A 23,086-nucleotide genomic window follows, 5' to 3' on the forward strand; every position below is an offset into this window, starting at 1 on the left:
AGAGAGCAAACCCGCTGCGTGTGGCCGGCTGTTCCAGTCGCTTGTGCCGATGTCCGGCGAAGCAGCCTGGCCCCCGGCAGCTATGCGTGAAGGGGCGAGGCCGCGCGCCGTGCCCGGCCGCAATGTCAGGCGGCGTTGGCCTGTTCTTCGCTGAGGCAGGCGTAGATCGCCGTCGCCGAATCCGAGGCGCGCAGCTTGGCCACCATGGTCGGATCACGCAGCACCCGGGCGATGCGCGAAAGGGCCTTCAGGTGGTCGGCGCCGGCCCCCTCGGGAGCCAGCAGAAGGAAGACGAGATCGACGGGCTGATCGTCCAGCGCCTCGAAGTCCACCGGCGCTTCAAGACGGGCGAACACTCCGGTGATCTGCGCAAGATCCTTGAGCTTTCCGTGCGGGATGGCGATTCCGTTTCCAACCCCGGTCGATCCGAGTCGCTCCCGCTGGAGGATGACGTCGAAAATCTCCCGTTCGGGAAGTCCGGTGATTTTTGCCGCCTTTATCGCCAGCTCCTGAAGCAACTGCTTCTTCGAGTTGGCCTTCATCGCCGGAATAATCGCACTCTGCTGCAGCAAACCTGCCAATGCCATTCTTCTGTCCTCGTGAGCCGCAGTGAAGGAACGAAGCAGGAAGCGCCCAGCCCGGATCGCTTCCTCCCCACTTTAGCCTTTAATACTGGCTGCATCTATCCAGCCAATATTGCCGTCATTACGCCGATAGACGATGTTGAGCTGCTCCTGGTCGACACTGCGGAAGAGTAGAACCGGCTCGTCGGTCATATCCAGAGCCATGACGGCGCTCGCGACCGACATGGTCTCGAGCTTCTTGGTGCTCTCCGCAATGATGGTCGGAGCGTAGTTCTCGGGGAGTTCGTCCTCATCCGGAAAGGAATCCATGACGGTGTATGCGACTTCCGCATACGTGTCCTGGCCGTTGCCGTTGTGATGGTCCTTCAGTCTGCGCTTGTACCGGCGAAGGCGTTTTTCGATCCGCTCCGAAGCCGCGTCGAAGGCCAGGATCGGGTCGTTCGCCTCGCCGGTGGCCTGCAGGGCGGCACCAGTGTCGAGGTGAACCTTGCAGTCGGCGCTGAATCGCGGACCGGACTTTTCCACGGTGACCTGGCTCGAAAATCCTCCATCGAAATACTTGGTTACCGACGCCCCGATCTGCTCTTCGATTCGCAACCGGAACGCGTCGCCAATTTCCATATGTTTGCCGGAGACACGCACACTCATGGAGTTTCCTCTCTCAATGTGATCTGCGCGTGACAGTCTATTCCAACCAACCCCTTCATCCAAGCACTTCGCGCTGGCAGCGCTCCTTCGTGCGTCCTGCCGGGGGAGGAAAACGGGGATACTTGGAGCCGGTTCTTAATACCCCTGAATTGGGGCGGGCATCTAGCCTGTCCCTGAGGGCAAGTCAACAGCGCCATCGATAGTCGTGCTGCTAACGTTTTGGCCAGGGCTTGGTTCCCCGGCCTTGAAGCCGGTCGCCTTGGCCAGGGCCCGCTTTTCGCGGCGGCGTTGGACGGAGGAGGGGATGTTCATCGCTTCGCGGTATTTCGCAACGGTCCGGCGGGCGATCTCGACGCCGCCCTTGTTCAGGATGTCGACGATGTCGTCGTCCGACAACACCGCTTCGGGCGCCTCGAGGGCGATCAGGGCGCGGATCCGATGGCGGACGGATTCGGCCGAGTGGCCGTCCCCTCCGGCGGTCGCGCCGATCGAGACCGTGAAGAAGTATTTCAGCTCGAAAAGGCCGCGCGGCGTCAGCATGTACTTGTTGGACGTGACGCGGCTGACGGTCGATTCGTGCATATTGATGGCATCGGCCACGGTCTTGAGGTTCAGCGGCCGCAGATGGTCGATGCCATGGAGGAGAAAGGCGTCCTGGCGGCGGACGATCTCGCTTGCCACCTTCATGATGGTTTTGGCCCGCTGGTCGAGGCTGCGGGTCAGCCAGTTGGCGTTCTGCAGGCACTCGCTCAGGAACGCCTGATTCTCCCCGGTCCGCCCGGCGTGTCGCGAGACGGCGGCGTAGTAGTCGTTGTTCACCAGCACGCGCGGCAGTGCCTCGGGGTTGAGTTCGACGAGCCAGCTGCCGTCGGGCGCTGCCCGCACGACGACGTCGGGTACGACGGCTTCCGACGGGCCGGGCTGGAAGCGGGCGCCCGGCTTGGGGTCGAGCTTGCGGATTTCCGCCAGCATGTCGACGAGGTCCTCCTCGTCAACGCCGCAGAGCTTCCTCAGCGTCTGGAAGTCGCGGCGCGCCAGGAGTTCGAGATTGCCGACCAGCGCCGCCATGGCCGGGTCGAATCGGTCGCGGGCGCGAAGCTGGATCGCCAGGCACTCCGCGAGCGAGCGGGCGAAGACGCCGGGCGGATCCAGCTCCTGCAGCGTACCGAGCACTCGCTCGACCTCGCCGATCGGCTTGGCCAAGTGTTGCGCGATCGCCTGCAGCTCGGCAGGCAGATAGCCGGCCTCGTCGAGCTGGTCGATCAGGTGGGCGGCGATCAGCCGATCGACCGGGGAGGCGAGCGCGAACGGAACCTGGGCGGCGAGATGGTCGCGCAGCGACATCGGGGCCGAAACGTAGTCCTCCAGATCGTAGCCGGCCCCGTCGGCCGCCCCCGGCATCGATTTCCACTGCCCCAGCAGTTCCGGCGCGTCCGCAGCGCGCGGCCCGGCATCGTCGGGAAAGACGTTTTCCAGGCTGGCATCGAACGATTCCGTCATGGTGCCGGCGCTGCCGGCAGTCGCCGTGTCGTAGAGGTCGCCGGCCCCGCCGTCTCCAGATGCTTTGCCCTCGACGGGACGCTCCTCATTGACGGCGTAGTAATCCTCCCCCGTCGAGCGGGCGTCGTCGCCCCCGCGCCCTGTGTCCTCGCCGGCGACGAGTTCGAGGAGAGGGTTTTTCTCCACCTCGTTTTCGATGAACTGCATCAGTTCCAGATGGGTCATCTGCAGCAGCTGGATCGACTGCATCAGTTGCGGCGTCATCACCAGGGACTGGCTTTGCCGCAGAAGAAGGCTGGCTGCGAGTGCCATGCGGACGCTCAAACTCCTCTACGCCGCCGCATGCCGTCCCGGTCGATCAGGACGCCACAGGCCGTTGGATTTGCCGGGGATGGCGGGATTTGCAGGAGGCTTGCCGCTGGCGTGAACCGGCGTTGACGCGGCATGCCGCCGGCCCGGCATTCGGACTGGTCCAAAAATTGCTTGTTTGTCGTGCCGGGTCAAGCGACCGCATCGCAAGGCGGTCAAATTCGCCGCCGCCGTGACGTCCTTGCCGCTAGAGGCTGAAATTGTCGCCGAGATAGAGGCGCCGCACGTCGGGATTGGAGACGATGTCGTTGGCGCGGCCGTGGGTCAGCACCTCGCCGGCATGGATGATGTAGGCGCGGTCTATCAGCCCCAGCGTCTCGCGCACGTTGTGGTCGGTGATCAACACGCCGATGCCGCGCGAGGTCAGGTGCCGCACCAGCGCCTGAATGTCGGAAACCGAGATCGGATCGACGCCTGCGAAGGGTTCGTCGAGCAGCATGAAGGTCGGGTCGGTGGCCAGTGCGCGGGCGATTTCGAGCCGCCGCCGCTCGCCACCGGACAGGGCGATCGCCGCCGATTTGCGCAGGTGTGAGATCGAGAACTCGTCGAGGAGGCTGTCGAGCTTGCGCTCGCGGCGCGTCTTGTCCCGGTCGTGCACTTCGAGCACGGCGCGGATGTTCTGCTCGACGCTCAGTCCGCGGAAGATCGAGGCCTCCTGCGGCAGGTAGCCGACGCCCAGACGGGCCCGACGGTACATCGGCATGGTCGTCACGTCGTTGCCGTTCAGCTCGATCGTGCCTTCGACGACCGGCACCAGCCCGGTGATCATGTAGAAGCAGGTGGTCTTGCCGGCGCCGTTTGGCCCGAGCAGCCCGACCGCCTCGCCCCGCCGCACGACGAGCGACACGCCGTCGACGACCCGCCGTCCCCCATAGGTCTTGGTCAGGTTGCGGGCGATCAGCGTGCCTTCATAGCGCGAGGCGTCGAGGGTGCGGACAGCCTCGGGCGCAGGCTTCTTTGCTCGGCGCGTCATGCGGGGCAGCGATACAAGTGTCACGGGCGTGGGTTCGTCGGTTTGCGGGACTTCGGGTCGAGCTGGATCATCACGCGGCCGCCGCAGGCGTCGAGCTTGGCCTCGCCGGTTTTCATCAGGACGGTCAGCTGGCAGCCGACGAAGACGTTCTTGCCCTCCGACAGCACCACCTTGTCGCCCTTCAGCACGAAGACCTGGTCGACCAGGTTGAACGTGCCGGTATCGGCGGTCGCCTCCTGGGTGCCCGACTGCAGGAAGACCTTGTCGGCCACATCGATCTTTTCGATGTCCGCGTCACCGCTGGAAATGGAGCCGCCGCCCTGGGCGGTGTAGTGCACAACCATGCTGCCGGCCTGCAACGTCGTGGTGCCCTGCACGACCTTGACGTTGCCGGAGAACTGGGCGGTATTCGACTGCTGCTGGATCTCCAGCCTGTCGCTCTGGATCTGGATCGGCTTATCGTTGGACAGCTGAAGCCCCTTCAGCTGGCTCGTGGTTTCCTGCGCTGTTGCTGCGCTCGCGGCCAGGACGAGGCCGGCGGCGAGAAGCGGGAGAATGGCATGTCTTTGCGCGGGTTCAGAAAATGCGGACATCGTGGCCCTACTTCTCTCTGTTGCGGATGGCGGCGGGATCGACATTGACGACGACGTCTCCCTCAAAGACGACGGTCTGCCCTTTATCCGTCATTCGCAGCGACTGCGCAACAATCGAAGCTTCCTTCGACTGGATGGTGACCGGCTGCTGAGTGGCCATCCGGCCGCCGTTGATGTCCAGATGCGCGTCGCGGAAAGCGGCCTCCAGGCCGGTGTTGAGGCTGATGGTGAAGGGCGCGGTCATGTCGAGGACGTTACGGCCGCGGTCATAGATGCCGGTGACGGCATCGACCTGGGCCATCAGATTTTCGTTGACCGGCATCTTGGCGCGAATGTTTTCGAGCTGGATGATGTCGGGGTTCTTCATGTCCTGCAGGGCCCGGTCGGCCCGCATCGAATAGCTGATGCCGTCCCGGTTGCGCCCCGAGATGGCCGGGTTCTTCATCACCACCTTGCCGTCCTCGATCGTCGCGCTTTCGACATCGAGTTCGTCGGGCAGGTAGGTGCTGACGATCGAAACGACGGCGAAGATGCCGGCGATCAGCAGCCCAAGCACCGGTAGGGCGATCTTGAGGGTGCGCACGCGCGCGGAATGGCGCGCGGCGCGGCGGTAAGCCTCCGTCGACGCCCGGGGTTCGGCGAGATACGTATCAGCGACTGTCGTCAGCATATGCCTATTCGTTGTTCGGGCCTCGATCGCAGGACCCGTGCCGGATCAGCCGCCTTGGGGAATAACGGGCCCGATATGGCGATTATTCCCTGAACAACCAATGGATGCCCAAAAACGGCTAGGATGAATTGCTATTTGTGCTGCTAATGCCATATCGAAGAGGCACTTGGCAAATGGGACGTGTCCCTTTGCTGCAGGAACGACCGCACGGGGACCTTTCGCGATGAACCAGTCCACCATTGCCGACCGGCGGCAGTTGCGCCGCAAGCTCACTTTCTGGCGCGTCTTCGCCTCGCTGATCGCGGTGATCGCGGCGTTTGTGGTGATCGCGTTGAACTGGCCGCCACAGGCGGCCACCCAGGAGCATGTCGCCCGAGTCTCCATCCACGGCATCATCACCGACGACCGCGAACTGCTGGAACGGCTCGACCGCATCGCCAAGAACGACCGGGCCAAGGCGCTGGTGGTTTCGATCAATTCGCCGGGCGGCACCACCTATGGCGGCGAGGTGATCTTCAAGGCGTTGCGCAAGGTGGCCGAGAAGAAGCCGGTTGTTGCCGATGTGCGCACGCTCGCTGCTTCGGCCGGCTACATGATCGCTGCGGCAGGCGACACGATCATCGCCGGCGACAGCTCGATCACCGGCTCGATCGGCGTCATTTTCCAGTATCCGCAGCTGAAGGACCTGATGGACAAGGTCGGCGTCTCGCTCGACGAGATCAAGTCGGCGCCGTTGAAGGCAGAGCCGTCGCCGTTCCACCCGGCGAGCGAGGAAGCCAAGGCGATGATCCGCCGCATGGTGGACGACAGCTTTGCCTGGTTCGTCGATCTCGTCGCCGATCGCCGCAAGCTACCGCGCGAGGACGTGCTGCGGCTCGCCGACGGCAGCATCTACACCGGCCGGCAGGCCCTGCAGGCCAAGCTCGTCGACACCCTCGGCGGCGAGGAAGAAATCCGCGCCTACCTATCAACGCGGTCGCTCGACAAGAACCTGCCGGTCATCGACTACGAGGCGCCGCGCCGCGCCGGCCTGTTCGGCTTCAGTCTTGACGGGGCCGACTGGATGAGGGGGCTGCTGGGTTTCGACGTGGCCCCTTCCAAGGCGCTCGAAAAGCTCGGCGGCGAAAAGTTGTTCCTTGACGGTCTTGTCTCGGTTTGGCAGGTTGGGCCTTGAAAATACACGCGTTTTGAGGGGGCTACAGTGATCAAGTCTGAATTGGTACAGATCGTCGCCGCTCGTAATCCGCATCTTTACCATCGCGACGTCGAGAACATCGTCAACGCGGTGCTGGACGAAATCTCCGATGCACTCGCTGCCGGCAACCGGGTCGAGCTGCGCGGCTTCGGCGCCTTCTCAGTAAAGAACCGCCCCTCGCGTTCGGGTCGCAACCCGCGGACCGGCGATTCCGTCTTCGTCGAGGAGAAGTGGGTTCCCTTCTTCAAGACCGGCAAGGAACTGCGCGAGCGGCTCAACCCCGACCACGCGGACAAGGACGCCGACTGACCTCGGCGCCGCGCCGCGGCCCACCCTAACATCCAAATGCGGGAGGCGGCTCCATGTTCAGGAAGATCGTCAACATCCTCGTGCTGGCGCCGGTCGGCGTCATCCTGATCGTCCTGTCGGTTGCCAACCGGCAACCGGTGCGGCTGGCACTGAATCCGTTCCGACCGGATGATTCGATGCTTTCGACGACGGCGCCGTTCTTCGTCTATCTCTTCCTCGCCCTGCTTATCGGCATGGTCATCGGCGCACTCGCCACCTGGGTCAGCCAGCACAGGTACCGCAAGCGCGCCCGCACCGAGGCGGTCGAGGCCATGAAGTGGCAGACCGAGGCCGACAAGCATAAGGCGCGCGCCGAAACGCTCGCCGCGCAGTCGCTTCTTCCGGTGCAGAAGTAGTTGTCGGCAGCGCCGAGCGGGCGCCACCGCCCCTGAACCACCGCAGGTACGTCCCGCCGTCTGTCAATCCTTCATCAGGCAGCCTGCTCCTCAATGGGGCGAAGACGATGGGCCGACCGGTACCCTCTCCCCGCTTGCGGGGGCGGATGGAGGTAAGGCGAGGGCAATGCAGGTACGCGGTGGGGCCTCGCCGATCGGCGGGGGCAGCCGCGATGTCAGGCGTTCGTTCCGCTATTCAGCCGCTCGCTGAGATCGGTGAAGAACTGCGCTGCAAGCTTCTTCGAGGTGGAATCGATCAGGCGGGAGCCAAGCTGTGCGAGCTTGCCGCCGACCTGCGCCTTGACGGTGTAGGACAGGATCGTGTCGTTGCCGTCTTCGGCGAGGGTGACGTCGGCGCCGCCCTTGGCGAAGCCGGCGATACCGCCCTTGCCTTCGCCGGAGATCGTATAGCTCTGCGGCGGGTTCAGATCGGACAGCGTCACCTCGCCGTTGAAGGTGGCCGACACCGGGCCGATCTTGATCTTGACGGTGGCCTCGAGCTCGGTCGGCGACTTCATCGTCAGCGACTGGCAGCCGGGAATGCAGGCCTTCAGGATCTCGGGATCGTTGAGCGCCGCCCAGACGGCATCGCGCGGCGCGGCGATCCGCTCTTCACCAGACATGTCCATGGCGTCCTCCTCCTGGCTCCGCTCGATTTATCGCAGATCGGAAAGCGCTTTGCCAAGTGGGTGAGCAATGCTATTTGGTCTCGCTTTCCCCGCGGATCTTCGTCCGCTTGCACTGAACCGAAGACGGACTGCGACGTGAAGGACAAGAACCGCCGGCAGAACAAGGGCACCGCCGCCACAGGCGTCGCACGAGCCCAGCGCCCGCGACCGGCTTCGGCGCCTCGCAAGGCTGACAAGGCGGCGTCCAAGACCGGCGCCCAGCAGGCGCCGTCACGTCGGCCCGCGCCGGGAGAAGTCCGCGGCGAAGCGAGGAACCGGGCTCCGGCTAGCGGAGCACGCGCACCGGCGGCCGTCGAATCGCAGCGCCGTCTCATCGTTCGCACCGGCGAAGTGCCCGCCGAGCGGGTGCCGCTGATCCTCGAGACGGCCGGCACGGACGACTATCGCCTCATCGACAGCGGCGCCGGCGAAAAGCTCGAGCAGTACGGCCCATACCGGATCGTCCGTCCGGAGGCGCAGGCGCTATGGCCGCGCAGCCTGCCGACCCATGTCTGGGACAAGGCGGACGCGATCTTCACCGGCGACACCGACGAGGACGGCATGGGCCGCTGGCGCTTTCCGGGCGCGGCCCTTGGCGAGACCTGGCCGATGCGGCTGCTCGACACCGACTTCTACGGCCGCTTCACCGCCTTTCGCCATGTCGGCGTCTTTCCCGAGCAATTGGCGCACTGGAGCTGGATGAAGGCGCGCGTCGAGGCGGCCGACCGGCCGCTGAAGGTGCTGAACCTGTTCGGCTATACCGGCGTCGCCTCGCTGGTTGCCGCCCGCGCCGGTGCCGAAGTGACCCATGTCGACGCCTCGAAGAAGGCGATCGGCTGGGCGCGCGAGAACCAGGCGCTGGGGCGCGGCGAGAAGCTGCCGATCCGCTGGATCTGTGAAGACGCAATGAAGTTCATCCTGCGCGAGGAGCGCCGCGGCAGCCGCTACGACATCATCCTCGCCGACCCGCCGAAATTTGGGCGCGGCCCTAACGGCGAGGTCTGGCAGCTCTTCGACAACCTGCCGCTGATGCTCGACGTCTGCCGCGAGATCCTGGCGCCGGCCGAAGCGGCGCTGGTGCTGACCGCCTATTCGATCCGGGCGAGCTTCTACTCGATTCACGAGCTGGTGCGCGAGACGATGCGCGGCCGCGGCGGGCTGGTCGAATCCGGCGAACTCGTCATCCGCGAGGGCGGCATCGACGGCCGGACGCCCGGACGCGCGCTTTCCACCTCCCTCTTCAGCCGCTGGACCTCCGCATGAGCGAACATCACCGCGAACACGGGCCCCATCGCGTCGGACAGGTCAAGGAGGTGACGAGCCTCGCCAATCCGATCGTCAAGGACATCAAGGCGCTGGCGCAGAAGAAGGCGCGCGACGAGACGAAGACCTTCATCGCCGAAGGATTGAAGCTGGTGATCGACGCGCTCGAACTCGGCTGGACGATCCGCACGCTGGTCTATGCCAAGGCCGCCAAGGGCAAGCCGCAGGTGGAGCAGGTGGCCGCAAGGACATTTGCGAAGGGCGGACTGGTGCTGGAGGTCAGCGAGAAGGTGATGTCGGCGATCACCCGGCGCGACAATCCGCAGATGGTGGTCGGCGTGTTCGAGCAGCGTTACGCGACGCTGAAGGACATCCGCCCGAAGGCGGGCGAGACCTATGTGGCGCTCGACCGGGTGCGCGACCCGGGCAATCTCGGCACGATCATCCGCACCGCCGATGCCGCAGGCGCCAGTGGCGTCATCCTCCTCGGCGACACCACCGATCCCTTTTCACTCGAAACAGTGCGGGCGACCATGGGCTCGGTCTTCGCGATGCCGGTCGCCAAGGCATCCGTCGGCGATTTCCTGCGCTGGCGAAAGGATGTCGGCGCAAAGATCGTCGCCACCCACCTGGCCGGTGCCGTCGACTACCGCACCATCGACTACGGCAAGCAGCCGGTGGTGCTCTTGATGGGCAACGAGCAGGCAGGCATTCCCGACGAACTGGCGCGCGAGGCCGATGCGCTGGCGCGCATTCCGCAAGCCGGCCGGGCCGACAGCCTGAACCTTGCGATCGCCACCGGCATCATGCTGTTCGAGGCCCGCCGCCACCTGCTGTCGCTGGAGGCTTCGGCATGATCGACCGGCCCCCCTTCTTCTCCCGCCCGCTCCCGGTCGTCACGTTCGTGCTGCTTGCGGTGGTCCTCGACCAGTTGGTCAAGCTGGCAGTGGAGACCTGGTTGCCGTTCGAACAGCCCGTGCATGTCGTTCCGATGCTGGCGCTCTACCGCACCTACAATTTCGGCGTTGCCTTCTCGATGCTGTCGGGCATGGAGGGCTGGTTCATCGTCGGCTTGCGGCTCGTCGTCGTCGCCTTCGTGATCTGGCTGTGGCGGCAGACGCCGAAGGCGCGGGGGCTGGCCCATGCGGGCTACGCGCTGATCATAGCCGGGGCGATCGGAAATCTCGTCGATCGGCTGCTGTTCGGCTACGTCATCGACTATGTGCTGTTCTACACCGCGACCTGGTCCTTTGCCGTTTTCAATCTCGCCGACAGCTTCATCACCATCGGCGCCGGCGTCATCCTGCTCGATGAGCTGTTGCTGACGCGGGCGCGCAAGAGCAAGGCCTGATCGTTAAAATCCGAGCGGATTGCAAAAGCCGTTCTGAACGGGTGGCGTGCTACATCGGCGCCATGAGCGAACCGGCGAAACTTCAGCGCCGGCTCCGGGCGGAATTTGCGCAGGAGCCGCAACAACGGCAAGGCCCGCATCGCCAGCAAGGCGGCGCGGCCGGTGCGGCCTCGCCTGTATCCACGTTGCGGGCGAGCGGGAAAAAGGTCCCAGCCGATCCGGCCATCCTGACCGGCATCATTATAGGCGTTGCGGTGCTTTCGGCGGGGCTCGTGCTGGTTGCCGGCTTGCTGGGGGGATTCTACGCCGCGGCGCCTGCTCTCGCCGTCGCCGGGATCGCGAGTGCGCTCATTGTCTTGCGTGGCGGGCTGAAGGCGGAGCGGCGCCTGCGCGGCCACGCCGAAGATCACCGCGACCGGACCTGGGAGCAGGACGAGACGGCGGCGGTCACCGCCGCGATCCACGACATGCTGCGCGACATCGTCGTGGTGCGGTCGCTGGATGGGCGCATCCTCCGCGCCAACGCCGTGCTCAGGGATCTCGTCGGCCCCGTCGATCCAACCGGGCTGACCTGCGCGCAGCTCGGGCTCGAGTTCCGCGCGCGTGAGCTGCCACATCGTCACGATGTCGAGATCGCGACCCCCGATGGCGCGCGCATCTACGCCTGGCACGACATCACCATGCGCGATCATGCCGCCGGCGACCTGGTGGTCCACAGCATCGCCCGCGACGTCACCGAGGAACGCAGGGCAGAGCAAGAGCGCGAGCTCGCCCGCCGCCGGGCCGAGATCGCAAGCGAGGCGAAATCGCAGCTGCTCGCCACGGTCAGCCACGAAATCCGCACGCCGCTGTCCGGCATTCTCGGCATGTCGCACCTGATCGGCCAGACACGGCTGACGGCCGAGCAGAAGAACTACCTGGCCGGTATCCGCCAGTCCGGCCATGCTCTCGTCCAGCTTGTTGACGACCTTCTCGACTTCGCCACTATCGAGGCCGGTCGCTTCCAGTTGCGTCCGAGCGAGGAGCCGTTCCGGCCGCTGCTCGAAGGCGTGGTGGAAATGCTGTCGCCGCGGGCGCACGAAAAAGGAATCGAGATCGGTTCCTTCGTGTCGGCCGAGGTCCCCACGGTGATGCTCCTCGACGGGCCGCGGCTGCGGCAGGTGCTCTACAACGTGCTCGGCAATGCGGTGAAGTTCACCCAATCCGGCGGGGTCTTTCTCGAGACCACGGTCGAGGCCGGCCATCTTGTCGTGCGGGTGGCAGACACCGGCCCGGGCATGAGCGCCGAGGACCAGGCGCGGATCTTCGATGCCTTCGAGCAGGCGGGAGCGCTGACGCAGCGGCGCGGCGGAGCGGGCCTTGGCCTTGCGATCTCGGCGCGCATCCTGCGCGAGGCCGGTGGCGCGCTGACGCTCTCGAGTCAGCCGGGGCGCGGTTCCGTCTTCACGATCCGCATGCCGGCGGCGCCGACGACAGCCGCCATGACGGGGCAGGGGGTACCGCTGCGGGGGTCCCGGGTGTTCCTTTATGCTCCAGACGGACCTGCCGCCAGGGCGCTGCAGCGGACGATCGAGACGCTGGGCGGGAACTGCCGCCACCTGGCCGACCTCGCCGGAGCGCTGGCCTTTGCGCAGGGGGCGGCCGCCGGGGAGCTGACCGACGTCATCGTCGACAACAGGCTTTCCGCCGAGTTCCGGCGCGAGCTCGCCGAGCTTCCAGCCTTCGCCGACCGGCGGGTCCGCCGGATCTACCTCGTCAACCCCGAGGAACGCACCGGCCGGGCGATCGGCAACGGGGAGGGCTACGACGCCTGGCTGATCCGCCCCTTGCGCGAGCGCTCGCTGGTGGAGGTGCTGCGCGGCCGCATGAAAGGCATCGAGATTCGCGACGCGATCAACGACAACCGGCCGCCGCCTGACGAGCCGTGCGCCGAAGTGGGACCGGTCCCGTCCGTGGGCTCGGGACGGATCCTGCTTGCCGAGGACGATCCGGTGAACGCCATGCTGACCCGTTCGGTGCTGGCAAGGGCCGGATTCGAGGTGAGCCTGGTCGAAGATTTTCCTGCACTCCTGCGCGCACTGGACCAGCCGGAGGCTCCGCCCGTCGTCGTGATCACCGATCTCCGCATGCCGGGCGGTGACGGGCATGCCGTCGTGCGCCGGCTCGTCGGCGACGATCGGCACCGCCTGCCGGTGATCGTGCTGACGGCGGAAGCGAGCCCCGAACTCAGCGCGGAACTGATCGCCTGCGGCGCCGCAGCGGTCCTTCTCAAGCCCGCCGACCTGCAGGTTCTGCTCGGCGAGGTATCACGGCTCATCGCGGTGCACTCTTAGCTTCCGAAGGGCTCGCTTCCCGCCTCCGGCTGCGGCGCAGGAAAGACGGGCTTGCCGGCCGCTGCGCCCGCCCCTATGGTCCCCCCGCCGATGTCACGGTGCTGTCGCAGATTCGTGTTCTAAAGCGCATAGATGACGTTGAACGGGATTCGCGAATGACCATCGAGATCGCAGAGGCCGAAGTGGCCGCCGAGGCTCTGGCTTCGGCATGCCAGGCTTCACTTTCCAAGGGCACCGATGTGCTCGGCCGGATCGGCCCGCTGGAAACACGGGTGGCTCGGACCGACGCCGAGATCGATGCCGCACAGGCCATCCGCTACCGGGTTTTCGTCCAGGAGATGGGCGCCCAGGTTCCGCCGGACGCGATGCGCCGCGGCCGCGATATCGATGCCTGGGATTTGGTCTGCGACCATCTCCTGGTGCTCGACACCTCGATTGAGGGCGATGCCGACGAGCAGGTCGTCGCAACCTACCGGCTGCTGCGCCAGGACGTCGCAAGGCACGCCGGCGGCTTCTACTCGCAGACGGAGTTTGATCTCGAGCCGCTGCTCGCCCGCCATCCCGGCAAGCGTTTCATGGAACTCGGCCGCTCCTGCGTGCTGCCGCAGTACCGCACCAAGCGGACCATGGAGCTGCTCTGGCAGGGCGCCTGGGCCTATGCGTTGAAGCACCGCGTCGATGCCATGTTCGGCTGCGCTTCCTTCGCCGGCTCCGTGCCGGAGGAGCATGCGCTGGCGCTGTCCTTCCTGCACCAGAACGCACTTGCCGGCGGCGACTGGGCCGTCGCCGCCCATGCCGAGCAGTACCGCACGATGGACCTGATGCCGAGCGAGGCCGTCAACGCCCGCAAGGCGCTCTCGGCGATGCCGCCGCTGATCAAGGGCTATCTGCGGCTCGGCGCGATGATCGGCGACGGCGCGGTCGTTGACCACGCCTTCCGCACGACGGACGTGCTGATCGTGCTGCCGATCGAAAGCATCTCCGGGCGCTACCTCAACTACTATGGTGCCGATGCGGGGCGGTTCGCCAGCTGAGCCCCCCGGAAGCGGCGGCGGGCCACATGGGCTTGCGCCAGTCCTTGGCGATGGGCCGGTCTTGAGCACGGCCGGACTCAGATGGTGCGACTGGCGAGCGTGGTGCGCTGCAGGAATGCAAGGAAGGCGTCGCGGAAGGCCGTTTCAGGTTCGGTGAGCTTGCGCTCGGAATTCCAGACGAAGAACACATCGATCTCGGCAACGCCTTCGTCCGGGGGCAGGCGCCGCAACAACTGCGCCTCGACATCCCGGGCGATCAGGTGCTCGGGCAGCCAACTCAGCCCCATTCCGGTGATCACCATTCGCCTGATCTCGTCGATGTTGGACGAGGTGCCCACGACCCGCCCGGTGAAGTCGCGTTGGTCGCGGAAGATCGTCAGCGGCGAAAGCGCATCGCCGATCTGGTCGCTGGCGAAACGCACGAAATCCTGATCGCGCAAGGCCTCGAGGTCGACGACCGGGCGCGAAAACAGCGGGTGGTGGCGGCCGCAGACAATGACGTAGCGCTGTCGCATGAAGAGATGCCGCTGCAGGTCTTCCTGGCTGCTGCGCGACAGACAGATGCCGAGCCCGGGCTGACGCTTGGCAAGGGCGTCGAGGATGGCCGAACTCGGCAGGACCTCGATATTGAATTCGATGCCCGGATGGCGCCGGTGGAACTCGGTCAGGAACTCGTCATAGGCCATGCTCTGGATGCGGCTCATCACGAGCAGGCGCAGCGGGCCGGATACCTCGTCGCGGCTCTCTCCGACGGCCGCATCGATCCGGGCGACCGCACTATAGGCGTCACAGGCAATGGCGTAGATTTCTTCGCCAAGGGTGGTGAGGCGGAATTCGCCGCCGCGTCTCACCAGAAGCCTGCCGCCGAGATTGTCTTCGAGTCGCTTCAGCGACTGACTGACGGCGGGCTGGCTGACCTGCAAGGCGAGCGCTGCCCGTCCGACGCCGTGCTCCTGAACGACGAACATGAAGGTGCGCAGCAGGTTCCAGTCGATGCGCTGGCGCGCGAGGCTGGCGGCGGGGCGGGGGCGATTCCTGGTCATGCGGAGCGGTAGGGAAGATGAGGACGGGAATCTCCCGCCCTCTGTTGCGGCCGAAAGCGAAGCGCCGAACCGCTGCCTTCGGAGGCGGCTCAGGAACGACGGCTCATGAAACCCGTAAAGAACCGCTCTGACAAGGCCTTGAGGCCATCGATGTAGTAACCCCCCTCCTGGACGATCAACGTCGGAAGCTGGAGGGTTCCGATGGCCTCGCCGAGACGCTGGAAGCCATTCTCGGAAACGGCAACCTTGGCCTGCGGGTCGCGCTCGAAAATATCGAAGCCGAGCGACAGGACCAGGGCGTCCGGCTGGAAGAACTCCAGCGCCCGAACGGCCTGCGCCAGGCGATCGAAGAATACGCTCTCGGGCGAACCGTGCGGCATGGGCAGGTTGAGATTATATCCCTCGCCTTCGCCCGCACCGCGCTCGTCCTCGTAACCGGCAGTCACCGGGTAGAAGTTGGTCGGGTCGCCATGGATCGAGATGTAGAACACATCCCGCCGATCATAGAAGATCTCCTGGATCCCCTGGCCGTGATGCATGTCGGTGTCGAGAATGGCAACCCGCTTGTAGCGGGAGCGGAGGCGCTCCGCGGCGATCGCCGCGTTGTTGAGATAGCAGAACCCGCCCGCAGCGTCGCGGCGCGCGTGATGACCCGGGGGGCGGCACAGGGCATAGGCTTCGAGCGTGCCGTCGGCCAGGGCATCCGCCCCCGCTACCGCACACTGCGCGCTGGCGTAGGCGGCCCGGAACGTGCCCGGGCCGATCGGCGCGCTGCCGTCCGCCAGGTAGCGGGCCGCCTTGGCGAGAACGCCGCGCAGTGCGTTCGGTTCGCGCACGAAGATGTTGGAAACGACCTCCTCGCCCCAATCCTCGCCCAGCGCCATCCATTCGGCGTGGGCGTCCTGCAGGAAGCGCAGATAGTCGAGCCCATGCACGCGGGCGATGGGCTCTCCCCCTGCGTCAGCCGGCGTTTCGACGCCGAAGCCGAGGCTCTTGACGGCCGCCAGCAACGCCTCGGTGCGCTGCGGCACCTCCTGCGGCTGGCGCATCTGGCCGCGTGAAAAATAGGTGCGCGGATGATGCAGGGTCTGGTCCGGATGGTAGAAAGTTTTCATGGGTCACGGTCTTCCTTCTTGTCCGCCTCAGGCAGTCGCCTGCTGCAGCTGACGCTGGCGCGGGCGCTGCAGTGCGATTACCGACACCAGGGAGATCAGCGAGATGGCGCTGAAGAGGATGGCGAGCGGCGTCCAGTCGCCCTTGGCGTTCTCGGCGAGGATGGTGCCGACGATGGGCGTCAGGCCGCCGAAGATCGCGCCGCTCAGCTGGTAGGCCATGGAGATGCCCGTGTAGCGGATGCGGGTGGGGAAGCTGTCGCTGACAAAGCCGGCGATCACCGCGTAGAAGGCGCCGAGGCCGGCGACCGCCAGGCCGACGCCGATGGTGACGCTCGTCAGCGTTCCCTGATCGACCAGCGTGAACATCGCAAACGGGGTCACGACCGAGATGGCCGCCGTCGCAATCAGGAACCGATGGACGCCGACGCGCTCGGCGACATAGGCCGAAAGCGGCGTGATGAAGAACTGCATGATCGAGACGAGCAGCAGGCAGTTCAGGATCAGAGCACGATCCATGCCGAGATAGGTCGTCGTGTAGGCAATCATGAAGGTGTTGGTGAAGTAGAAGCCGGCGATGCCGAGAACATTGGCGCAAATGGCCGTGATCAGCAGCAGCGGCGCGCCGCGCAGCACTTCCCAGAGCGGCGGCTGGGCGGCCTTGGCCTCCTTCAGGCGGCGCTGCTGCTCGGCCACGAATTCCGGTGATTCCTTGACGCCGATGCGGATGGCAAAGCCGATGACCAGCATCACGGCACTGAACAGGAACGGCACGCGCCAACCCCACGACAGGAAGTCCTCTTCGGGCATCGCGGTGACGATCATGAACATGACCATCGAGAGGATCAGGCCGGCCGGGCTGCCGAGCTGGGCGAAGGACGCGAAGAACGTGCGGCGGTCCGGGCTCGGCGAATGTTCGCCGGCCATCAGGACCGCGCCGCCCCATTCGCCGCCGACCGCGACACCCTGGACAAGACGCAGCAGTACAAGCAGGACGGGCGCCCAGATGCCGATCGACGCATAGGTGGGCAGGAGACCGATGAGGATCGTGACGGTGCCCATCATGAAAAGCGTGATGATGAGCGACTTCTTGCGTCCGATGCGGTCGCCGACATGGCCGAAGATGGCCCCGCCCAGCGGCCGTGCGAGAAAGCCGACGGCGAACGTGCCGAATGCCGCGAGCGTGCCGTAGAAGCCATCCACCTGCGGGAAGAATAGCTTGCCGAAGACCAGCGCGGCAGCCGTGCCGTAGATGTAGAAGTCGTACCACTCGATCATGGTGCCGATGAAAGCCGCGGTGGAAGCCCGTACGGGTTGGTGCTCGCCCCCGGCGGTCACAGATGTCGCCATGCCAAAGATCCTCCAAGCATGATGGGAAGTCGGCCGACTTTAATTAGTCGGCAATCATAAGCTAGGCGGAGATTTGTTATCTCCTACATTCGCAATGCTTATGATGGGCCCTTGGCGCCGCCGGCGTCGGCGCGAGCAGGGGCATACCCAAGGAAACGGCCGACCGGCCCCAGCGCTTAAGGGGGCATTGCGGCAGCCGCGTGGTAGCGAAGTTAAAATTCTGACGATCCGCGACGCCGGCACGCGGTGGCCGCACGTGGGCGGCAACTGAGGGTTGCTGGGTATCTGACGCATGCGGGCCGTCCGCTTACCCGACGCTACCGCGCCAGCCTCGAAGGCGACCACAGGGGCTGCGCCGACGCAGGGTTCAGCAGGGCCGACGCTTCAATCCGCGATGCGCGAGGGAAACCTTATGCCCAACAACGCCTCTGGGCACTTACTCCGCAAAGGGCCGCAATCAAGCAAGGGCGGCCCTTCGGGGACGGTCAGTTCAAACCCCGGCGTTATACGCCGCGAGCGCCGCCATGTTGACGATGTCGCTGTCCTTTGCGCCCATCGAGACGATCTGCACCGACTTGTCGAGGCCGACCAGGAGCGGGCCGATGACGGTCGACCCGCCGAGTTCCTGCAGCATCTTGGTCGAGATCGAGGCCGAATGGAAGGCGGGCATGACGAGCACGTTGCCGGGCCCGGAGAGGCGGCAGAACGGATACTGCTCCATGATCTTCGGGTTCAGCGCCACATCGGCGGCCATCTCGCCGTCATACTCGAAATCGACGCGGCGCTTGTCGAGCATCTTCACCGCCTCGCGCACCCGCTCCGAGCGCTCGCCGGACGGGTTGCCGAAGGTGGAATAGGCGAGCATCGCCACCCGCGGCTCGTAGCCGAGCCGGCGCGCCAAGCCAGCGGCTTCCTCGGCGATGTCGGCCAGCTCTTCGGCAGACGGCATGTCGTGGACGGCGGTGTCGGCGACGAGCACGGTGCGGCCGCGGCAGAGCGCCAGCGAGGCGCCGATCACCCGGTGGCCGGGCTTGGCGTCGATGCAGCGGCGCACGTCCTCCAATGCGGTCGAGTAGTTGCGGGTCAGCCCCGTCACCATGCCGTCGGCATCGCCCAGCGCCACCATGCAGGCGGCGAAATGGTTGCGGTCGTTGTTGATCAGGCGCTGGGCGTCGCGGAACAGGTAGCCATTACGCTGCAGGCGGGCGTAGAGATAGTCGGTATAGGCATCGTTGCGCTTGGAGATGCGGGCATTGAGAAGCTCGATGCCCGGCCGGTCGAGATCGATGCCGGCCTTTTCGGCGACGCTGCGCATCCGCTCCTCGCGACCGAGGAGGATGGCGGTGCCAAGCTGCTGGTTGGCGTAGGAGACGGCGGCGCGCATCATCTGCTCTTCCTCGCCCTCGGCGAAGACGACGCGCTTCGGATGTCGGCGCACGCGCGCATAGATGTTCTGCAGCGTCGAGGCGATCGGGTCGCGCCGCGCCTTCAGTTCGCGCGCATAGGCGTCGAGATCGAGCAGCGGCCGGCGGGCGACGCCGCTGTCCATCGCCGCCTTCGCCACGGCGACCGGGATCGCCGAGATCAGGCGGGGGTCGAAGGGCACCGGGATGATGTACTGGGCGCCGAAGCGCGGGCGGTTGCCCTGGTAGGCGGCCGCCACGTCGTCAGGCACGTCCTCCTTGGCGAGGTTCGCCAGGGCCTGCGCCGCGGCGATCTTCATCGCGTCGTTGATCGTGGTGGCGCGAACGTCGAGGGCGCCGCGGAAGATGTAGGGGAAGCCGAGGACGTTGTTGACCTGGTTCGGATAGTCCGACCGTCCCGTTGCGACGATCGCGTCGTCGCGGATGCGGGTAACTTCTTCCGGGGTGATTTCAGGGTCGGGATTGGCCATGGCGAAGATGATCGGCTGCGGCGCCATCGATTTGACCATCTCCGCCGTCAGCGCCCCCTTGGCCGACAGGCCGAAGAACACGTCGGCGCCGTCGAGCGCCTCCTTCAGGCTGCGCCGGTCGGTGTCGACGGCGTGCGCCGACTTCCACTGGTTCATGCCCTCTTCGCGGCCCTGGTAGATGACGCCCTTGGTGTCGCAGAGGATGACGTTGTCCGGGGCAAAGCCCATCGCCTTGATCAGCTCGATGCAGGCGATCGCCGCCGCACCCGCGCCGTTGCAGACGAGCTTGGTCGTCTTGAAGTCGCGGCCCGTCAGTGCCAGCGCGTTGATCAGGCCCGCGGCGGCGATGATCGCCGTACCATGCTGGTCGTCGTGGAAGACGGGAATGTCCATCAGCTCGCGCAGGCGCTGCTCGATGATGAAGCAATCGGGCGCCTTGATGTCCTCGAGGTTGATGCCGCCGAAGGAGGGGCCGAGATAGCGCACGCAGTTGATGAACTCGTCGACATTTTCCGTGTCGACCTCAAGGTCGATCGAATCGACATCGGCGAAGCGCTTGAAGAGGACCGACTTGCCCTCCATCACTGGCTTGGAGGCGAGCGCGCCGAGATTGCCGAGCCCGAGGATGGCCGTGCCGTTCGAGATCACGGCGACCATGTTGCCGCGTGCGGTGTAGTCGTAGGCGCGCGAGGGATCCTCGGCGATCGCCTTGACCGGGACCGCGACCCCTGGCGAATAGGCGAGTGACAGGTCGCGCTGGGTCGCCATCGGCTTGGTCGGGGTGATCTCCAGCTTTCCGGGCCGGCCGTGGGCGTGGAAATCCAGCGCCTCCTGATCGGTCACGCTTGCGACCGCCCGCTTCTTCTTGCCGGTCTCCGACATCTGTACTCCCCATGCAAATTGGATCACGCTTCTGTGGGCAGCGCCTATCCGCACTCCCCCGAGCTGTTGTCTTCTATAGCGACGCGCGGCTAGGGTGGCACCTGTTTTTTTAGGGTGAATTGTCTTTCCGTGAACGACCAAACTCTGCGCAACAGCGACATATTGACGACGGCCGAACTCGCCAGCGGCGCGAGCCGCGCATCGGCGACGCCGATGATGGAACAGTATATCGAGATCAAGGCGAACAACCCCGATAGCCTGCTGTTCTATCGCATGGGTGATTTCTACGAGCTGTTCTTCCAGGATGCGGTTGACGCTTCCCGCGCGCTCGGCATCACGCTGACGAAGCGCGGCCAGCACATGGGGCAGGAGATTCCGATGTGCGGCGTGCCCATCCACGCCGCCGACGACTACCTGCAGAAGCTGATCGCGCTCGGCTTCCGCGTCGCCGTCTGCGAGCAGGTGGAGGATCCGGCCGAGGCGAAGAAGCGCGGTTCGAAATCGGTGGTGCGCCGCGACGTCGTGCGGCTCGTCACCCCGGGGACGCTGACGGAAGAGAAGCTGCTCTCGCCGTCCGACGCCAATTACCTGATGACGCTGTCGCGCATCCGCGGCGGCGGGGAGCCGTCGATGGCGCTCGCCTGGATCGACATCTCGACCGGCGTCTTCCGGCTGGCCGAGACGACGCAGCAACGCCTTCTCGCCGACATCCTGCGGATCGAGCCGCGCGAGCTGATCGTTCCGGACACGCTGTTCCACGACCCGGAGTTCCGGCCGGTGATCGACGTGCTCGGCCGCGTGGTCGTACCCCAGCCGGCGGTGCTGTTCGACAGCGCCACGGCCGAGGGGCGGATCGCGCGCTATTTCGACGTCGGCACGCTCGACGGCTTCGGCACCTTTTCGCGCGCCGAGCTGTCGGCGGCGTCTGCCGCGGTCGCCTATGTCGAGAAGACGCAGCTTGCCGAGCGCCCGCCGCCCGAGCGCGAAAGCGCCGCCTCCACGCTGTTCATCGATCCGGCGACGCGCGCCAACCTCGAACTTGTGCGGACCCTGTCCGGGGAAAAGAGCGGCACGCTTCTGAAGGCCATCGACCGGACGGTAACGAGCGGCGGCGCCCGGCTGCTGGCCGAGCGGCTGATGTCGCCGCTGACCGACCCGGAACCGATCAACGAACGGCTCGATTCGATCGCCGCGCTCACCGATCGGCCATCCTTCGCCTCCGACCTGCGCGACGCGCTGAAGCTCTTGCCCGACATGCCGCGGGCGTTGTCGCGGCTGGCGCTTGGCCGCGGCGGGCCGCGCGACCTCGGTGCCCTGCTGCAGGGCCTGCGCGCCGCGGCGGCGGTCGCGCGGATGATGGCGCAGGAGGAACTCGACGGCGAGTTGGCCGCGGCGCTCGCCGATATTGCGGCGCTGCCGACCGAGTTGGCGCAGCGGCTGGAGGCAATGCTGGCTGACGAACTGCCGCTTCTCAAGCGCGACGGCGGCTTCATCCGCGAAGGGGCGGATGCCGAACTCGACGAGATGCGGTCCTTGCGCGACCAGTCGCGCCGGGTGATCGCCGGTCTGCAGCTGCAATATGCCGAGGAGACCGGCGTCAAGTCGCTGAAGATCAAGCACAACAATGTGCTCGGCTATTTCATCGAGGTTTCGGCGGGCAATGCCGCGGCGCTGACCGACGGGGACGAGGCGAAGGCGCGGTTCATCCACCGTCAGACAATGGCCGGCGCGATGCGCTTCACGACGACGGTGCTGTCCGAACTGGAGACCAAGATCGCCAATGCGGCCGACCGGGCGCTGGCAATCGAGCTTGCCGCCTTCGATGCTCTGACCGAGGCCGTCGTCGCCGAGGCCGACGCGATCAAGGCGGCCGCGCGGGCCCTTTCCGTCATCGATGTCTCGCAGGGACTGGCGGTGCTCGCCGAAGAGCAGGCCTATTGCCGTCCGGTGGTCGACCGCTCGAAGATGTTTTCGATCGTCGGTGGCCGCCATCCGGTGGTCGAGCAGGCGCTGCGCCGCCAGGCCGGCAATCCTTTTGTCGCCAATTCCTGCGACCTGTCGCCGACCGGCGGCAAGGGCGCCAGGGGCGACGGCGCGATCTGGCTGCTGACCGGCCCCAACATGGGCGGCAAGTCGACCTTCCTGCGCCAGAACGCGCTAATCGCCATCCTGGCCCAGATGGGCTGCTACGTTCCGGCCGAGAGCGCCCACATCGGCATCGTCGACCGGCTGTTCTCGCGGGTCGGTGCGTCCGACGATCTGGCGCGCGGCCGCTCGACCTTCATGGTCGAGATGGTCGAGACCGCGGCGATCCTCAACCAGGCGACCGAGCACTCGCTGGTCATCCTCGACGAGATCGGCCGCGGCACGGCGACGTTCGACGGGCTGTCGATCGCCTGGGCGGCGGTGGAGCACCTGCACGAGGTCAATCGCTGCCGCGGCCTGTTTGCCACCCATTTCCACGAACTGACGGTGCTGTCGGAGAAGCTCGGCCGCCTTTCCAACGCCACGATGCGCGTGAAGGAATGGGACGGCGAGGTGATCTTTTTACACGAGGTCGGGCCCGGCGCGGCCGACCGTTCCTATGGCATCCAGGTGGCGCGGCTCGCGGGATTGCCGCCGTCGGTTGTGGCGCGGGCGAAGGACGTGCTCGCCAAGCTGGAGGACGCCGACCGCAAGAACCCGGCGAGCCAGCTGATCGATGACCTGCCGCTGTTCCAGGTGGCGGTGCGGCGCGAGGAGGCGAAGAGTGCCGGCGTCTCGAAGGTCGAGGAGATGCTGAAGGGCCTGAGCCCCGACGACCTGTCGCCGCGCGAGGCGCTGGAGGTACTCTACGCGCTGAAACGGGAAGCAGGCTGAACGACTGTCGCCGCGACCCGAA

Annotated in this window: 19 protein-coding genes and 1 pseudogene; 9 read left to right on the forward strand and 11 right to left on the reverse strand. The window is 66.0% G+C overall.

The features are described from left to right. Positions 1 to 125: 125 nt before the first annotated feature. The 6 genes and pseudogenes from ptsN to lptC form a co-directional block, all read right to left on the reverse strand. Positions 126 to 587 carry a PTS IIA-like nitrogen regulatory protein PtsN gene (gene ptsN / locus C7449_RS05545; RefSeq protein ID WP_108001782.1) on the reverse strand — a complete coding sequence of 154 codons (462 nt, stop codon included), beginning with the start codon at positions 585 to 587 and terminating at the stop codon, positions 126 to 128. Positions 588 to 659: 72 nt separating this feature from the next. Beyond that, entirely contained in the window at positions 660 to 1,232 is a 573-nt protein-coding gene (gene hpf, locus C7449_RS05550; RefSeq protein ID WP_108001783.1) for a ribosome hibernation-promoting factor, HPF/YfiA family, read from the reverse strand. Positions 1,233 to 1,478: 246 nt separating this feature from the next. Further along, a pseudogene (rpoN, locus tag C7449_RS05555) lies at positions 1,479 to 3,044 on the reverse strand (RNA polymerase factor sigma-54); the annotation flags it as partial. Positions 3,045 to 3,288: 244 nt separating this feature from the next. Next, entirely contained in the window at positions 3,289 to 4,074 is a 786-nt protein-coding gene (lptB, locus tag C7449_RS05560; protein WP_108001785.1) for an LPS export ABC transporter ATP-binding protein, read from the reverse strand. 20 nt (positions 4,075 to 4,094) lie between these two features. Continuing rightward, the gene (locus C7449_RS05565; RefSeq protein ID WP_108001786.1) at positions 4,095 to 4,667 is read right to left on the reverse strand and encodes an LptA/OstA family protein; all 573 of its coding nucleotides are present in this window, start codon (positions 4,665 to 4,667) and stop codon (positions 4,095 to 4,097) included. 7 nt (positions 4,668 to 4,674) lie between these two features. Beyond that, positions 4,675 to 5,337 (reverse strand): LPS export ABC transporter periplasmic protein LptC, encoded by a 663-nt coding sequence (gene lptC, locus C7449_RS05570; protein WP_108001787.1) that lies wholly within the window; start codon positions 5,335 to 5,337, stop codon positions 4,675 to 4,677. Positions 5,338 to 5,560: 223 nt separating this feature from the next. On the opposite strand from lptC, the gene sppA reads away from it, so the two are divergent. The 3 genes from sppA to C7449_RS05585 are packed head-to-tail and all read left to right on the forward strand — an operon-like array spanning position 5,561 to position 7,236. Continuing rightward, positions 5,561 to 6,511, forward strand: coding sequence for a signal peptide peptidase SppA (sppA, locus tag C7449_RS05575; protein WP_108001788.1), 951 nt, complete (start codon positions 5,561 to 5,563; stop codon positions 6,509 to 6,511). 27 nt (positions 6,512 to 6,538) lie between these two features. Then, the gene (locus C7449_RS05580; protein ID WP_108001789.1) at positions 6,539 to 6,841 is read left to right on the forward strand and encodes an integration host factor subunit beta; all 303 of its coding nucleotides are present in this window, start codon (positions 6,539 to 6,541) and stop codon (positions 6,839 to 6,841) included. Positions 6,842 to 6,894: 53 nt separating this feature from the next. Continuing rightward, positions 6,895 to 7,236: a LapA family protein gene (locus tag C7449_RS05585; protein WP_108001790.1), complete on the forward strand. Its 342-nt coding sequence runs from the start codon at positions 6,895 to 6,897 to the stop codon at positions 7,234 to 7,236. A 215-nt stretch (positions 7,237 to 7,451) separates the two neighbouring features. Here C7449_RS05585 and C7449_RS05590 read toward each other — a convergent pair whose 3' ends face one another. After that, complete coding sequence (locus C7449_RS05590) at positions 7,452 to 7,904, reverse strand: SRPBCC family protein (RefSeq protein ID WP_108001791.1); 453 nt, start codon at positions 7,902 to 7,904, stop codon at positions 7,452 to 7,454. Positions 7,905 to 8,039: 135 nt separating this feature from the next. Between C7449_RS05590 and C7449_RS05595 the strand changes: the two genes are divergently transcribed. The 5 genes from C7449_RS05595 to C7449_RS05615 all read left to right on the forward strand — a co-directional run bounded on the left by C7449_RS05595 (position 8,040) and on the right by C7449_RS05615 (position 13,924). Continuing rightward, positions 8,040 to 9,206 carry a class I SAM-dependent rRNA methyltransferase gene (locus C7449_RS05595; protein WP_108001792.1) on the forward strand — a complete coding sequence of 389 codons (1,167 nt, stop codon included), beginning with the start codon at positions 8,040 to 8,042 and terminating at the stop codon, positions 9,204 to 9,206. Next, entirely contained in the window at positions 9,203 to 10,063 is an 861-nt protein-coding gene (locus tag C7449_RS05600) for a TrmH family RNA methyltransferase (RefSeq protein ID WP_108001793.1), read from the forward strand. The genes C7449_RS05595 and C7449_RS05600 overlap by 4 nt, the downstream gene beginning before the upstream one ends. After that, positions 10,060 to 10,557: a signal peptidase II gene (lspA, locus tag C7449_RS05605; RefSeq protein WP_108001794.1), complete on the forward strand. Its 498-nt coding sequence runs from the start codon at positions 10,060 to 10,062 to the stop codon at positions 10,555 to 10,557. The genes C7449_RS05600 and lspA overlap by 4 nt, the downstream gene beginning before the upstream one ends. Before the next feature lie 62 nt (positions 10,558 to 10,619). Then, positions 10,620 to 12,890 carry a hybrid sensor histidine kinase/response regulator gene (locus tag C7449_RS05610; protein ID WP_108002071.1) on the forward strand — a complete coding sequence of 757 codons (2,271 nt, stop codon included), beginning with the start codon at positions 10,620 to 10,622 and terminating at the stop codon, positions 12,888 to 12,890. A gap of 155 nt (positions 12,891 to 13,045) precedes the next feature. Next, positions 13,046 to 13,924, forward strand: coding sequence for a GNAT family N-acetyltransferase (locus tag C7449_RS05615; RefSeq protein ID WP_108001795.1), 879 nt, complete (start codon positions 13,046 to 13,048; stop codon positions 13,922 to 13,924). A gap of 77 nt (positions 13,925 to 14,001) precedes the next feature. Here the strand turns inward: C7449_RS05615 and C7449_RS05620 are convergent, their stop codons facing one another. From C7449_RS05620 to C7449_RS05635, 4 genes are all read right to left on the reverse strand, one after another. After that, complete coding sequence (locus C7449_RS05620) at positions 14,002 to 14,967, reverse strand: LysR family transcriptional regulator (RefSeq protein WP_108001796.1); 966 nt, start codon at positions 14,965 to 14,967, stop codon at positions 14,002 to 14,004. An 89-nt stretch (positions 14,968 to 15,056) separates the two neighbouring features. Next, positions 15,057 to 16,082 (reverse strand): histone deacetylase family protein, encoded by a 1,026-nt coding sequence (locus C7449_RS05625; protein WP_108001797.1) that lies wholly within the window; start codon positions 16,080 to 16,082, stop codon positions 15,057 to 15,059. 27 nt (positions 16,083 to 16,109) lie between these two features. After that, a complete protein-coding gene (locus C7449_RS05630) occupies positions 16,110 to 17,429 on the reverse strand; it encodes an MFS transporter (RefSeq protein WP_108001798.1) in 1,320 nt (439 codons plus the stop codon). 490 nt (positions 17,430 to 17,919) lie between these two features. After that, entirely contained in the window at positions 17,920 to 20,205 is a 2,286-nt protein-coding gene (locus C7449_RS05635) for an NADP-dependent malic enzyme (RefSeq protein ID WP_108001799.1), read from the reverse strand. 129 nt (positions 20,206 to 20,334) lie between these two features. On the opposite strand from C7449_RS05635, the gene mutS reads away from it, so the two are divergent. Beyond that, positions 20,335 to 23,064, forward strand: coding sequence for a DNA mismatch repair protein MutS (gene mutS / locus C7449_RS05640; protein WP_108001800.1), 2,730 nt, complete (start codon positions 20,335 to 20,337; stop codon positions 23,062 to 23,064). Positions 23,065 to 23,086 lie beyond the last annotated feature (22 nt).

This window comes from Mycoplana dimorpha (assembly GCF_003046475.1).
Lineage (GTDB): Bacteria > Pseudomonadota > Alphaproteobacteria > Rhizobiales > Rhizobiaceae > Mycoplana > Mycoplana dimorpha.